The organism is Stenotrophomonas sp. YJH_SMC_57, assembly GCF_059369755.1.
Genome location: NZ_JCAFSZ010000008.1, coordinates 104580 through 118705, shown reverse-complemented (window position 1 = coordinate 118705; position 14126 = coordinate 104580). Strand labels below are relative to the sequence as shown.

Below are 14126 nucleotides of genomic sequence, written 5' to 3'. Positions count from 1 at the left end.
ACTGCGTCTTGATGCCGCAAACGTGAAGATCGGAGCTATCATGACCGTACAGAAACATGAATGTGATGTGCGTCATGGAAATGACCTTCCCTTCACCGCAGCGTCTCCGCCATCGGGCCTTCCACCCGGTTGAGGGGCGTTGAAAGGACCCGGCGTGACAGCAGCCCACCTTGCCATTGCCGGATTGCCTTCGGAGTTCGTTGAGATGCGCGGGGGCGGCCTGTACTGGGTCGTCGCGGCCGGCAGTGCGCCGACCGACCTGCTCGGCGCCGGCGTGCTGTCCACCGCCGCCGCACTGCAGGACGCCGTTCTGGTGACGCTGGGCCGTGGCGCCGAGCCGATGCTGTCGCTGCTGGCGGACGACCAGGGGCCGGCACGCCTGCGCCTGTTCCAGCGTTCCCACCACGGCATGCAGCAGGCGCTGCGCGGCTTGCCAGAGGACCTGCCACGCGTGGCGTCCGCCGCCACCGGGCTCAGCCTGGTGCAGTTTCCGGTTGCCGCGCTGGATGGCTGGGATGACACGCGCCTGGCGCGCTGGTGCGAACGGCTGCAAGGCTGGGCCGGGCAGGCCGGCCAGATCGTGCTGCTGCTCTGCCATGGCGAAGTCGCCACCCTGGCACCGCGCCTGCTGCCCTTGAACCGCGCCTGTGCCGGCGTGGCCCAGCTGCACCCGCATCGCGGTGCCCTGCAGCTGCTGCTGCATTACTGGTCGAACAGTCATGGCGTGGTCGCGCAGCGTTCCTTTGGCGTGCTGCAGGAGGGCACCGGCCTGCGCCACGTGGCCGAGGCCGATACCGGTGGCGAGGCTGCCAGCCTTGCCAGCGGAAGTGATCGCGACGTCTTCCTCGCCCAGGCCGACGTGCTGGAGGGCGCGCCGCCGCTGTCCGCCGCATGGCGCCTCTACGAGGGCTGGGCCGGCCTGCTGCCGGCCGCACTGCAGGCGCGCGAGGCCACCGTGGTGCTGGCCATCAACGAGAACGCCCAGGTGGACGCGCTGGCGCGGCTGCTGCACCGCCTGCGCCGCGAGCGCGGCACCGCTCTGAAGCTGGTCGTGCGCGAGCTTCAGCCCTGCCTGCGTTACGCCGACGAACGCCTGCTGATGCAGTGCGGATGCAGTCTGGTGGTGCCGGCCGATACGCCGCTGCCACGCCTGCTGACGCTGCTGGAAACCGTGCAGCGGCAGCGCTGGCAGGGCCAGCTGGCCGATGACCCGGAGCCGCTGATCCGCGCCCATCGGCCGCCGTCGTTGAGCGGCCTGGTCAATGCCGCACGTTTCCGCCAGATTGCCGCAGAACGCATCGACCAGGACGGCAGCGCGGTGGAAAGCGCGGTGCTGGCCCTGCAGCCGGTTGCCGGGCTGCGCGCCGAACAGACCCTGCAACAGCTGCGCATCCGCCGCCAGGGTGATCTTGCCTGTATCTATCGCGGGCAGGTCCGCCTGTTCCTGTTCGGCTGCCGCCGCGATGCGGTCGAGCAGGCGCTGGGCAACCTGTTCCGCCTGCCATGGCGCGAACTGTTTGACGGCTATCAGCGCCTTGCCGAATACGACATCGCCGCGATGAATCCGAGCGGCAGTGATCCGGACGCCGAGCTGCTGCCCGAGGCGCCGGTTGCCTTGCCCGCAGTGGCTCCGGTGCGGGAAGCGCCGGCCGTCGTTGCCCCGAAGCCGCTGCGGCTGGGAGATACCGCATGACCACCGACCAGCAACTCTGGACCCTGATCGTCGCCTGCGCGGTCGTGATGATTCCCTTCGGGGCCATGCTGGGCACCCTGTGGCGCGGGCTGCGCCGCCGTGCCACGCGCTGGTTGCCGCCCCGCCATCTGCGCCGCGCCGGCGTGCGCCAGCGTGCGCCGCGGAGCGCTGCATGAGTCCGCAGAACGTTCCCGCATCTCCGTTCGCCTGGGCCGACCTGCGTGGCTGGAACCTGTATTTCCTGTCCAAGGTGGTGCTGGCCTGGATGGGCGCGCTGGACCTGAAGATCCTGCCCAACCTGCTGTTCCTGGGCGCGCTGCTGGTTCCGCTGCGCTGGCGATGGGCACGCATCGCACGCACCATCGTTGCCGTGCCGGTAGGCGTGGCGCTCTATTACCAGGACACCTGGTGGCCACCGTTCCAGCGCCTGCTGGTGCAACCAGGCGTGCTGGATTTCTCGGCCGACTACTGGCTCGAACTGGCCCAGCGCTTCATCAACTGGCAGATGGTGGCGGTGCTCGCGCTGCTGCTGGTGGCCTACTTCCTGCTCAAGCCGTGGCTGCGCATCACCACCCTGAGCGTGCTGGGCATGCTTGGCCTTGCCGTCATGGCGATACCGATGCCGGCCGGCTGGAACTGGGGGCAGGGCACCGCCACGGCGGCCAGCCCAGGGGCCGCCGGGGCGACGACAGGGGGACTGCCGCCCGCCAACAACGACACGCTCAATGCGTGGCTGAGCAGTTTCTACCAGCAGCAGGCCAGCCTGAAGACCAGCTTCCCGGCACCGGCCAGCGGTGCTCCGTTCGACGTCATCATCCTCAACATCTGCTCGCTGGCGTGGAGCGACCTGGACGAAGTCGGGCTGCGCCAGAACAACCTGCTCGACCACATGGACGTGGTGTTCGACGATTTCAATTCGGCCACCGCCTACAGCGGCCCGGCGGCGATCCGGCTGCTGCGCGCCAGCTGTGGCCAGACCTCGCATACCAAGCTGTTCGACCCGGTGCCTGCCGAGTGCCAGCTGTTCTCGAACCTGCAGCGGCTGGGCTTCCAGAGCGAGCTGGCGATGAACCACGATGGCCACTTCGACGACTTCATCGGCGAGCTGCACCAGTACGGTGGGCTGCAGGCACAGCCGATGGATATCAGCGCCTTCCCGAAGGCGCTGGTGGCGTTCGACAAGTCGCCACTGCGCCGCGATGGCGACGTGCTGATGGCGTGGTGGAAGCAGCGGCTGGCCGAAGCCCCGCAGCAGGTGGCGCTGTTCTACAACACGATCTCGCTGCATGACGGCAATCGCATCGTCGGTGCCGATGGCCGTTCCAACGCCGCCGACTACAAGGCGCGCGCGGAGATGGTGCTGGGTGACATGGCCGGTTTTGTCGATGCGGTGGAAAAGAGCGGCCGGCGCGCGATGATCGTGGTGGTCCCCGAACATGGCGCCGCGCTGCACGGGGACCGCATGCAGATTCCGGGCATGCGCGAGATTCCCAGCCCGTCGATCACCCACGTGCCGGTGGGCGTCAAGCTGGTCGGGATGGGCGCACCGGCGGCCGGTGGCCCGCGCCACATCCCCGAGCCGAGCAGCTACCTGGCCGTGTCCGAGCTGGTCTCGCGCGTCTACGCACTCAACGCGCAGTCGCCGCCGAGCGAACGCAACTGGGACAGCCTGCTCAAGGGCCTGCCGCAGACGCCCTCGGTGTCGGAGAACGAAGGCGCCAAGGTCATCGACTACGGCGGCAAACCCTGGCTGCAGTTGCAGGGCAGCCAGACCTGGAGCCCCTACCCGGAGGATGCGCGCTGATGCCTGCCGACATTCTTGCCGTGCCCGCCACCCTGTCCGTGGAAGAGGACGACATCGATCTGCTGCGCCGCAGCCTGGATATGCCGGAGCTGCCCTACGTGGATTTCTCGGCCCAGCATGAACGTGCCCAGGCGCTGGCGCGCTGGCCGCTGCTGGCGGAACTGGAGCGGTGCGGATGAGCAACGTGTTGTCCCTGCAGGGCGTCCATGGCGGCACCGGCGTGACCACGGTGCTGGCCGCGCTGGGGCAGGGCCTGCATGCCCAGGGCCAGCGCGTGCTGCTGGTGGAATGCAGTCCCGACCAGATGCTTGGCCTGCATCTGGGCCTGCCCGCGGATGTTGAACGCGGCTGGGCGCATGCACAGCTGGACGGCAGCGACTGGCGCGATGCCGCCTTTGCCATCGCGCCCGGCTTGGCCGTGCTGCCCTACGGCCGGGTGGATGCCGAGGGCGCGATGCAGGTCGAGCAGCAGCTGCGCCAGGCGCCTTCGACCTGGGCCGATCGCCTGCCGCTGCTGCAGGCCCAGTTCGACTGGGTGCTGTTCGATCTGCCGCAGCGCCTGCCGGCACATGCGGCAGCCATCAACCAGCACGCGCGCTGCACCCTGCCGCTGCGCCTGGCCTGCGTCGATCCGGTCAGTCATGTGGTCCTGCAACGGCAGCCGGACGACGAGCGCCGGGTGCTGGCCAACCGCTATGACCCGGCCGTTCCGGTGCAGCGCGATCTGATGCAGCTGTGGCTGCACACCCATGCCAGCCGGCTGGTGCCGCAGCCGTTGCATGAGGATGCGCGGGTGCCGGCCGCACTCGCCAGCAAGCAACCGCTGGGGCGCTATGCAGCGAACTCGCTGGCCGCGGCCGACGTCGACGGCCTGGTGCTGTGGTGCCTGGCTGAAGCGGCGCGGCGACAGCACCGCGAAGGCGTCCCCTGATGGGCGCCCGGGTCTACTACCTGGGCTGGGGGCGCCTGCGCGAGCGGGTGCATGCCTCCTGGCCGACGCGGGCCCTGTTGTGGTTGCTGCAATGGACCGGGTGGGCCTTCCTGCGCCTGGAGGGACCGGCCTGGCAGTCGATCGCGCCGCGCCTGCGCAACGCCTTCCCGCAGATCCAGGGTGACCGTCGCTGGCGTCCGGGTGATCCGCTGCGCCTGCTGATCCAGGCCGCCTGGCTGTCAGTGGTGCGGCTGGTGCCGAAGGCGTCGAAGCGGCGGCAGCGCCTGGCCGACGCCAACCGCCAGCGGATTGCCGAGCTTCGCGGCGCCGCAGGCCGAGGCCGGCTGCGCTATCTGCGGGCGATGAGCGATGCGCCCAGCGAGTTCTGGAACAGCCGTTTCGCAGGCTGGTTCGGGCAGCGGGTCCGCGCCCTGTCGCCGCGCTCGCGCCATCTGCTGACTCTGTTGATCGGGTTGCTCACGCTCGGGCTGGCGGCGCTGTGCATCACCCAGCCGTTCACCTACGTCGCGCAGTTCGTGTTCGTGCTGCTGCTGTGGATCATCGCCCTGCTGGTGCGGCGCATGCAGGGCCGCTACGCCACGCTGGTGCTGGTGGTGCTGTCGATCACCGTCTCCTGCCGCTACCTGTGGTGGCGCTATACCGCCACGCTGAACTGGAACAGCACCTTCGACCTGGTCTGCGGCGTGATCCTGCTGGCTGCGGAAACCTACTCCTGGCTGGTGCTGATGCTGGGCTACGTGCAGGTCGCCTGGCCGTTGCGCAGGCGACCTGCGCCGCTGCCGGCCGACGTGCGGCAATGGCCGACGGTGGACGTGCTGATTCCCACCTACAACGAAGACCTGGCGCTGGTACGGCATACCGTATACGCCGCGATGGGCCTGGACTGGCCTGCGGACAAACTGCGCATCCACATCCTCGATGACGGCAAGCGCGAGGAGTTCCGTGCCTTCGCCGAGCGCGCCGGGGTGAACTACATCATCCGTACCGACAACCGACACGCCAAGGCCGGCAATCTCAACCATGCGCTTACCCTGATCGATGGCGAGCTGGTGGCGATCTTCGACAGTGACCATCTGCCGGTGCGCTCGTTCCTGCAGATCACCTGCGGCTGGTTCCTGCGTGACCCGAAGCTGGCACTGGTGCAGACCCCGCATCACTTCTTCTCCGCCGACCCGTTCGAGCGCAACCTGCAGGTGTTCCGCAGCGATCCCAACGAGGGCGAGCTGTTCTACGGGCTGGTGCAGGACGGCAACGATCTGTGGAACGCGGCGTTCTTCTGTGGCTCCTGCGCGGTACTGCGGCGCGAGGCCATCGATGCGATCGGCGGCTTCGCCACCGAGACCGTCACCGAAGATGCGCACACCGCCCTGCGCCTGCACCGCAAGGGCTGGAACTCGGCTTACCTGCGCATCCCGCAGGCGGCCGGGCTGGCCACCGACAGCCTCGGCGCGCACGTCAACCAGCGCATCCGCTGGGCGCGCGGCATGGTGCAGATCTTCCGCATCGACAACCCATTGCTGGGCAAGGGCCTGAGCCTGTTCCAGCGCTTCTGCTATGCCAACGCCATGCTGCATTTCCTTGCCGGCATCCCGCGGCTGGTGTTCCTGACCGCGCCGCTGGCGTTCCTGCTGCTGCACGTCTACATCATCTACGCCCCGGCGCTGGCCATCCTGCTGTTCGTGGTGCCGCACATGGCCCATGCCAGCCTCACCAATGCCCGCATCCAGGGCAAGTACCGCCGCCCGTTCTGGGGCGAGGTGTATGAGACCGTGCTGGCCTGGTACATCGCGCGGCCCACCACGGTGGCACTGTTCAGCCCGGGGCGCGGCAAGTTCAACGTCACCGACAAGGGCGGCACCCAGGCCTGTGACCGCTTCGACTGGCGGGTGGCGCGGCCCTATCTGGTGCTGGCACTGCTGAACGTGCTGGGCCTTTGTTTTGCCGTGTGGCGGTTCATGCACGGGCCGGCCGATGAACGCGGCACGGTGGTCGTCAGCTCGCTGTGGGTGCTGTACAACCTGCTGATCATCGGCGGAGCGCTGGCCGTGGCCGCCGAGGTGCAGCAGGTGCGGCGCACCCATCGCGTCACCACCCGCCTGCCGATGGCGCTGGAGATTCCCGATGGCCGGCGCCTGCGTGGCGTGCTGCAGGATTACTCCAACGATGGCGTTGGCGTCGAGCTGGGCGAAGATGCCCAGCTCGCCGAAGGCCAGCAGGTACAGGTGCTGCTGGGGCGTGGCCGGCGTGAATTCGCTTTCCCGGCGCGCGTGCAGCGCACCGTCGGCCACCGCTTGGGCCTGCTGCTGCTGTTCGAGGACGAGCGCCAGCGCGTGGAGTTCGCCCAGTGCACGTTCGCACGCGCGGACGCGTGGCTCGACTGGCATGCCGGCTATCAACCCAAGAGCCTGCCGCGCAGCCTGTGGAGCGTGCTGGTCCTGGGCTGGCGCGGTTACCGCCGGATGGGCGATTTCACTCCGTTCGACCTCGACCGCCCGGCACACTGGAATCGTCGCCTGCTGCGATGGCTCGCCAGCTTTGCCCCGCAACGTTCGCTTCCTTCCCACCCGGCTGACCCAGCCGCTGATCCAGGGCTTCGTCCATGAGCATTCCGTCTTCTCTGCGCTGGCTGCTGTTGCCCCTGCTGGCCCTGCCGGTGGCATCCGGCAACAGCGCTCCCGCTCCGGTTCCGGTGCCGCCGCCCGCACCGGCGAATGCCGCGCCGGTGGCAGCGCCGCCTGCGCTGCCCGCGACCTCGGCCACCGCCGCGGTTCCGGCCGAGGCAGCGGCGCTGACACAGACCTGGGCCGGCAGCGCCTGGCCCTGGCAGCGGCAGAGCACGTTCGCCCAGCTGGGGCGACGCCAGGACACCCTGCTGTCCGGCGTGCGCAACGCCACCACGTTCGAGTTCCAGGTCCGCCGCGACCGCCTGGTGCGCGATGCGGAACTGGACCTGAGCTTCACGCCTTCGCCGTCGTTGCTGCCGACCCTGTCGCATCTGCGGGTCTACCTCAACGACGCGATGATGGGCGTGGTGCCGATCAGCAACGATCAGCTGGGTCGCCCGGTGCAGGCCAAGCTGCCGCTGGATGCGCGGCTGATCGCCGACTTCAACCAGGTGCGGCTGGAGTTCGTCGGCCACTACACCGACATCTGCGAAGAACCCACGCACAGTTCGCTGTGGGTCAACCTGTCCAGCAACAGCACCCTGCGCCTGGGTGGGCAGCCGCTGGCGATGCAGGACGACCTGGCGAACTTCCCGCTGCCGTTCTTCGATCCGCGCGACACCGCGCGGCTCGAACTGCCGGTGGTGTTCGCCGGCACCCCGAGCCTGGCGCAGCAGCGCGCGGCGGCGGTGATGTCGTCGTACTTCGGCAGCCTCGCCGGCTGGTGGCGGCAGGCGCGGTTCCCGGTGAGCTTCGGCGCGCTGCCCGGGAAGGGCCACGCGGTGGTGCTGGCCGTGAACGGGAAATTCCCCGCGGTGATCGGCAACCACGCGCCGGTGAAGGGCCCGGTGATCGAGTTGATGGCACTGCCGGACGACCCGCAGCGCAAGCTGCTGCTGGTGCTGGGCCGCAACGATGACGACCTGCAGAAGGCAGTGGCCGCGATGGCGGCCGGCAACGTGCTGTTCCGCGGGCGCCAGGTCAGCATTGACGAGATCAAGCCGCTGGCCCCGCGCAAGCCGTACGACGCCCCGAACTGGGTGCGCACCGACCGCGCCGTGCGCCTGGCCGAACTGCTGGACTATCCGCAGCAGCTGCATGCCAACGGTGTGTCGCCGCAGCCGATCACGGTCAACCTCAACCTGCCGCCGGATCTGTTCATCTGGCGCAACCAGGGCATTCCGCTGAACCTGCGCTACCGCTACACGCCGCCCTTCGGCAGCGACGAGTCGCGGCTGGGCGTTGCGATCAACGATCAGTTCATTTCCAGCTTCCCGCTGGTGCGGCGCACCGGCAAGCAGGGCCTGGAAGAGATCCGTCTGCCGGTGCTGGCCGGTGATGCCGGTGCCGATGATGGCCGCCTGCTGATTCCTGCACTGAAGCTGGGTGACCGCAACCAGCTGCGCTTCGACTTCAACTTCGCCAGCGTGATGGGCAGTGCGCAGCGCGATCATTGCCAGACCGTGCTGCCACCGAACCTGCAGGCGGCGATCGAGGAAGATTCAACCATCGACTTCTCCGGCTTCCATCACTACATGGGCCTGCCGGACCTGTCTGCATTCGCCCTGAGCGGTTTCCCCTTCACCCGCATGGCCGACCTGTCCGAGACCGTCGTGCTGGTGCCGCCTGCTGCCAGCGAGGCGCAGGTCAGCCTGCTGCTGAACCTGGTGGGCGGCCTGGGCGTGCAGACCGGCTACCCCGCCTACGGCCTGCGCCTGTCCGATGACTGGAAGCAGGCCAGCGCACTGGATGCGGACCTGCTGATGCTGGGCGCATTGCCGGCCGAGCTGCGCGGCAGCCAGCAGCTCTCGCTGCTGATCGATGACCAGCGCACGCGGCTGCTGAACGGCCAGTCGCCTTCGCCGCAGCAGGCGATGGAGCAGGCACGGCGTGGCAGCCGCGATGGCGACCCGGCGGTGACCGAGGTTGCGGTGACGGCGCAGGCACCGTTTGCCGCGATCATCGGCATGCAGTCGCCGCATCATGCCCAGCGCAGCATCGTCTCGCTGGCCGCCAGCAATGCCGCGGACTATGGCCTGCTCGACGACGCGCTCAGTGATACCGGCAAGCGCGAGGCGATTGCCGGCTCGGTGGCGATCCTGCGCACATCCGGCATCCACAGCCAGTTCGTGGGTGAGCACTACTACGTTGGCGCGCTGCCGTGGTGGCTGCTGCTGTGGTACCACCTGGCCGACCATCCCGCATTGCTGGCGGTACTGGCCACGCTGGTGGTGCTGATGTTCGCCTTCCTGCTGTGGCGCACGCTGCGCTGGGTGGCCGCCAAGCGCCTGGATCCGGGGCACTGATGGCGCGCACGCGGCACCCGCTGGTGACGGCATCGGGGCTGGTCCTGCTGGGACTGGCCGGTGCCGGCCCGTGCGCGGCGCAGGCGTTGCCGGCCACACCGGGAGGCACGGTGGCCGAGCAACGCCAGTGGCTGCTGCAGCAGGTGCGCATCGGCGAGGCCACCGGCCGCCAGAGCCTGATCGAAGACGCGTTGGCGCGGCTGCGGATGCTGGCACCGGATGATCGCGGCACGCTGGTGGCGATCCTGGAAGTGCAGTTGTCGCAGCAGAAGCTGGACGATGCCGAAGCCACGCTGGCACGGCTGCGCCAGATCGGCGCAGGCAGTCGCGAGCTGGCGGCCGGCGAACGCCTGTGGCAGGCCTATCGCGGCGACCTGCAGCAGGAACTGCAGCAGGCCCGCCTGTTCGCCGCCGGTGGTCGCAGCGAGGAGGCACTGGCGATCTACCGGCGCCTGTTCAACGACGACCCGCCGGGCCTGCAGCTGGGCCTGGAATACTGGCGGCTTCGCGGTACCCAGGCCGAAGGCCGTGCACCGGCGATCCGTGCGCTCACCGAGCTCGATCGCAGCTACCCGGGCAATGTCACCCTGCTGCAGGCACTGTCGCAGCTGCTGTTCGCTGCGGGACGCGACAGCGAGGCACTGGCGGCGCTGCAGCGCATGGGGCGCAATCCGGAAGCGCGCGGCATGGCCGCCGACGCCGAATGGGCCTATCTGAAGGATCAGGCTGCCGACGAACGCAGCGTGCGCCGCCTGCAGGACTTCATCACCCGCAATCCCACATTTGCCGACATCGCACTGGTGCGCGAGCGCTACGCGGACCAGCACAAGCGGGTCAGTGACCCGGCCTGGCGCGCCGGGCTGCGCGGCCAGCAGCTGCTGGACGCGGGCCGTAATGAAGACGCCGAGCGCGCCTTCCTGCAGGCGCTGCGAGGCTATCCACGCGAGCCAGGCCTGCTTGGCGGGCTGGGCATGGCGTTGATGCGCCAGGGCCGCCGCGAGCAGGCCATCGCCTACTTCCAGCGCGCGGTGCAGGCAACACCGGCCGGCGACAGCAATGACAAGTGGCGCGACCTGATCGCCAGCACCCGCTACTGGCTGCAGCTGGACCAGGCCGATGCCGCGCTGAAGGCAGGCCGCCTGGACGAGGCCGAGCGCCTGTACGCGCAGGCACGGCGGCAGCAGCCGCGCGACGTCAATGCTGCGCTGGGGCTGGTCGACGTCGCCGTCGCGCGCGGTGACGATGCGGCCGCCGAACGCCAGCTGCAGAGCGCGCGGCGGATCGCGCCCAACGATGCCAACGTGGTGCGCAAGCTCGTGCAGCTGTATGGTCGCACCGATCCGCAGCGGCTGGAGGCCTTCATCAACGCGCTGCCCGCCGCACAGCGCAAGCTGTATGCCGAAGACCTGCGCCAGCTGCAGATCATGCGGCTGCGCGAGCGCCGCGAGCAGGCGCTGGCCGCCGGAGACGCCGCCACGGCCATCGAACTGGGAACGCAGCTGCGCGCGGAACTGCCTGATGATGCCTGGCTGGCCTATGGCCTCGGCAACGAGCTGCGTGCGGCAGGCCGGGAACAGGATGCCGACGCCGTGGTGGCCGACATGGCGCGGCGCAACGGCAGTGCAGAGGCGCGCTATGCGCAGGCGCTGTACCTGTCCGGGTCCGATCGCCTGCCGCAGGCACTGGCCGTGCTCGATGCATTGCCCCAGGCGCAGTGGGACGATGACATCCGTGCGCTGTCGGCACGCCTGCACCGTCAGCAGCTGACCGACCATCTGTGGGAGCTGCGCGCGCAGGGCAGGGAGGCCGAGGCCATCGCCCTGTTGCTGCGGCAACCGCCCAGCACCGACAACGACATGCTGCTGGCCGAGTGGGCCCGCCTGCGCGGTGATCACGCGCAGGCGCTGCACTATTACCAGCGCGTGCTGGCCGCACAGCCGGACAACGTCGATGCGCAGCTGGGAAGGATCCAGGCCTGGATCGGCAGCGGCGACCTGGCCAGCGCACGCCGCCAGATGCAGGATGCACCGCCCCAGGTTGCCGATGAGGCGACGGGGCAGCAGCGCCAGCTCGCCACCATCTGGACCGACCTGCGCGAGGATGCGAAGGCGCTTGCGATCCTGCGTGCGCTGCTGGCACGCAGGACCGCGCCCGATGCACAGTCCTGGCGCGACGCGGCCCGGCTGGTCCGCCGTGACGATCCGCAGCAGGCGCTGGACATGTACGCGCAGGCCATGGCTGACAACGGGCTGCTGGCACCGGCACAGGCAGCACCGCGCGACAACCGCGCGCTGACGCTGGCCAGCCGCGAGACCGCAGGCGACGACTGGCTGCGTCGCAGCCTGCGCAGTGATGTCGAAACCCTGTACCAGCAGGAGAATCCCACCCTGACCGTGATGCAGGATACGGGTCGCCGCAGCGATGGCACGCCGGGCATCTCGCGGCTGTCGCGTGATACCCGCATCGCGCACCTCGACGCGCCGTTCGCGGGTGGGCTGGGCTGGGCGCGCATCGAGCAGGTGCAGTTCGATGCCGGGCGCTTCCAGACCGATGCCAACGGCGCCTACGACGAAGACTTCGGCAGCTGCGATCTGGACCTGGTCCAGGCCGACGGCACGCGCCTGCGTGCACCGGGCTGCACCCGGTTCGTGCATCAGCAACGCACGTCCGGTGCTGGCTTCGCGGTCGGTTGGCGCACGCTGGACGATCGCTGGAATTTCGATATCGGCCATACGCCGTCCAACTATGCGGTCGGCAACTGGCTCGGCGGCCTTACCGTCAATGGAGACCTGGGCCGTTTCGGCTGGGGAGCCACCGTATCGCGGCGGCCGATGACCAATTCGCTGCTGTCGCAGGCCGGTGCATACGATCCGCGCAGCGGCATCCGCTGGGGCGGTGTCACCGCCAATGGCCTGACCTTCAGCCTGGGCTACGACCAGGGCGGCCGCAATGGCGTCTGGTCGAACTGGAGCTGGCATCGCCTGACCGGCGAGAACGTGGTGGACAACACGCGCGCCCGTGCGATGGTTGGCTGGTACCACAAGCTGATCCAGCGCACCGACATGCGCCTGGATGTCGGTACCACCGCGATGTACTGGCGTTACCAGAAGGATCTGGGCGGCTACTCGCTGGGCCAGGGCGGCTATTACAGCCCGCAGCGCTACGCATCGCTGAGCCTGCCGGTGAGCTTCGCCTGGCGCAACGACAACTGGTCGGTACGCCTGGACGGATCGGTCAGCGTGTCCAGCGCGCGGACGTCCTCGATCAGCCGTTACCCGGACCAGGCACTGATCGAACGCGTGATCGCCCAGCTGGAACCGCAGTACGGCCCGCTGACACTGGACCAGGCGGGCCTGTACACCGGCGACAGCAAGAGCACCGGCACCGGCTACCGCCTGTACGGTGCGGTGGAGCGCCGGCTGGGTGACCACTTCGTGCTGGGCGCCGCCGGTACCCTGCAGCGCAGCCGCGACTTCTCGCCGAACTCGTTCCAGCTCTACCTGCGCTATACCTTCAAACCCTGGCAGGGCAACCTGCCGTTGCCGGTCTCTCCGTTGGTGCCCTATGGCGAATTCCGCTGACCTGCACCGCCGGCGCCTGCTGCAGGCGGCCGTGGCCGTGCCGTTGCTCGGCTGGGGTGCCGCGCAGGCGCAACCGGCGCCATCGGCATCGCGCTGGCCTGCGTGGCAGGTGCTGCTCGACAGCAGCCTGAGCCGCGATGGGCGCATGATCGATCGCAGCCAGGACGATCAGCGCAGCACCTCCGAAGGGCAGTCGTATGCACTGTTCTTTGCGCTGGTGGCCAATGACCAGGCCCTGTTCGATCGCATCCTGGCCTGGACGCAGGACAACCTGGCCGGCGGTGACATGCGCCAGCACCTGCCGGCCTGGTTGTGGGGACGGGATGCCAAGGGGGGCTGGCAGGTACTGGACAGCAACCCCGCCTCTGACTCGGATCTGTGGCTGGCCTACGCGCTGCTGGAAGGTGCGCGCCTGTGGCGGCGTCCGGCGTTGCAGGCCATCGCCGAAGGCATGCTGCAGCAGGTGCGCGCGCGCGAGATCGTGCAGTTGCCGGGGCTGGGGCCGATGCTGCTGCCCGGCCCGCAGGGCTTCGTCGAAGGCGATGCGACCCGGATCAACCCCAGCTATCTGCCGTTGCCGCTGCTGCGGCGGTTTGCATCGGTTGACCGCAAGGGACCGTGGCCGGCACTGGCGGCAAACACGGTGCGGATGCTGCAGCAGAGCAGCCCGCACGGTTTCGCGCCGGACTGGACGGCCTGGCAGGCCGGCAGTTTCGTGGCCGACCCGGTGAAGGGGGCGGTCGGCAGCTACGATGCGATCCGCTGTTACGCCTGGGCCGGCATGACGGCGCCGCGCGATCCGCTGTTCCGGCCGCAGCTGGCTGCGTTGTCCGGCCCGCTGCAGCGGCTGCGCAGCGGCGCCGCCATGTGGGAAAAGATCGACACCCGCAGCGGGCAGGGGCAGGGCGAAGGCAATTACGGCTTCCGCGCGGCGTTGCTGCCGTATCTGCTGGCCCAGGGAGAAAACGAGCGCGCCCGTGCACTGCAGGCCAGCCTGCCCAGCGCCGAGCAGCAGCGCGCCGATGCCCCGGCGTACTACTCGCAGATGCTCAGCCTGTTCGGGCTGGGCTGGGCCGAAGGGCGCTGGCGCTTCAACGCCGACGGCAGGCTGCAGCCGCGCTGGTGAG

9 protein-coding genes are annotated in these 14126 nt (G+C 69.2%); all 9 read left to right on the top strand.

Annotated elements, in window-relative coordinates:
* Window positions 1-154 precede the first annotated feature (154 nt).
* From AC5P7U_RS12485 to bcsZ, 9 genes are read left to right on the top strand one after another with little or no spacing between them, the layout of a single operon-like run.
* Window positions 155-1693, top strand: a complete 1539-nt coding sequence (locus AC5P7U_RS12485) for a BcsE family c-di-GMP-binding protein (RefSeq protein ID WP_495221163.1) — start codon at window positions 155-157, stop codon at window positions 1691-1693.
* On the top strand, window positions 1690-1869 hold the full coding sequence (gene bcsF / locus AC5P7U_RS12480) for a cellulose biosynthesis protein BcsF (RefSeq protein ID WP_040008940.1): 180 nt from the start codon (window positions 1690-1692) through the stop codon (window positions 1867-1869). The genes AC5P7U_RS12485 and bcsF overlap by 4 nt, the downstream gene beginning before the upstream one ends.
* A complete protein-coding gene (bcsG, locus tag AC5P7U_RS12475) occupies window positions 1866-3497 on the top strand; it encodes a cellulose biosynthesis protein BcsG (RefSeq protein WP_495221162.1) in 1632 nt (543 codons plus the stop codon). Before bcsF ends, bcsG begins: the two co-directional genes overlap by 4 nt.
* Complete coding sequence (gene bcsR, locus AC5P7U_RS12470) at window positions 3497-3676, top strand: cellulose biosynthesis protein BcsR (RefSeq protein ID WP_004154169.1); 180 nt, start codon at window positions 3497-3499, stop codon at window positions 3674-3676. Before bcsG ends, bcsR begins: the two co-directional genes overlap by 1 nt.
* On the top strand, window positions 3673-4428 hold the full coding sequence (bcsQ, locus tag AC5P7U_RS12465; protein ID WP_004154170.1) for a cellulose biosynthesis protein BcsQ: 756 nt from the start codon (window positions 3673-3675) through the stop codon (window positions 4426-4428). Before bcsR ends, bcsQ begins: the two co-directional genes overlap by 4 nt.
* Complete coding sequence (gene bcsA, locus AC5P7U_RS12460; RefSeq protein WP_495221161.1) at window positions 4428-7052, top strand: UDP-forming cellulose synthase catalytic subunit; 2625 nt, start codon at window positions 4428-4430, stop codon at window positions 7050-7052. Before bcsQ ends, bcsA begins: the two co-directional genes overlap by 1 nt.
* Complete coding sequence (bcsB, locus tag AC5P7U_RS12455; RefSeq protein ID WP_004154173.1) at window positions 7049-9418, top strand: cellulose biosynthesis cyclic di-GMP-binding regulatory protein BcsB; 2370 nt, start codon at window positions 7049-7051, stop codon at window positions 9416-9418. The genes bcsA and bcsB overlap by 4 nt, the downstream gene beginning before the upstream one ends.
* A complete protein-coding gene (gene bcsC / locus AC5P7U_RS12450) occupies window positions 9418-12999 on the top strand; it encodes a cellulose synthase complex outer membrane protein BcsC (protein WP_004154174.1) in 3582 nt (1193 codons plus the stop codon). The genes bcsB and bcsC overlap by 1 nt, the downstream gene beginning before the upstream one ends.
* Window positions 12983-14125, top strand: coding sequence for a cellulose synthase complex periplasmic endoglucanase BcsZ (gene bcsZ, locus AC5P7U_RS12445; protein ID WP_004154175.1), 1143 nt, complete (start codon window positions 12983-12985; stop codon window positions 14123-14125). The genes bcsC and bcsZ overlap by 17 nt, the downstream gene beginning before the upstream one ends.
* Window position 14126 lies beyond the last annotated feature (1 nt).

Excerpts from the sequence above, each read along its gene's own strand:
- bcsF (WP_040008940.1), top strand. The coding sequence starts at position 1,690 with ATGACCACCGACCAGCAACTCTGGACCCTGATCGTCGCCTGCGCGGTC.
- bcsG (WP_495221162.1), top strand. The coding sequence starts at position 1,866 with ATGAGTCCGCAGAACGTTCCCGCATCTCCGTTCGCCTGGGCCGACCTG.
- bcsR (WP_004154169.1), top strand. The coding sequence starts at position 3,497 with ATGCCTGCCGACATTCTTGCCGTGCCCGCCACCCTGTCCGTGGAAGAG.
- bcsQ (WP_004154170.1), top strand. The coding sequence starts at position 3,673 with ATGAGCAACGTGTTGTCCCTGCAGGGCGTCCATGGCGGCACCGGCGTG.
- bcsA (WP_495221161.1), top strand. The coding sequence starts at position 4,428 with ATGGGCGCCCGGGTCTACTACCTGGGCTGGGGGCGCCTGCGCGAGCGG.
- bcsB (WP_004154173.1), top strand. The coding sequence starts at position 7,049 with ATGAGCATTCCGTCTTCTCTGCGCTGGCTGCTGTTGCCCCTGCTGGCC.
- bcsC (WP_004154174.1), top strand. The coding sequence starts at position 9,418 with ATGGCGCGCACGCGGCACCCGCTGGTGACGGCATCGGGGCTGGTCCTG.
- bcsZ (WP_004154175.1), top strand. The coding sequence starts at position 12,983 with ATGGCGAATTCCGCTGACCTGCACCGCCGGCGCCTGCTGCAGGCGGCC.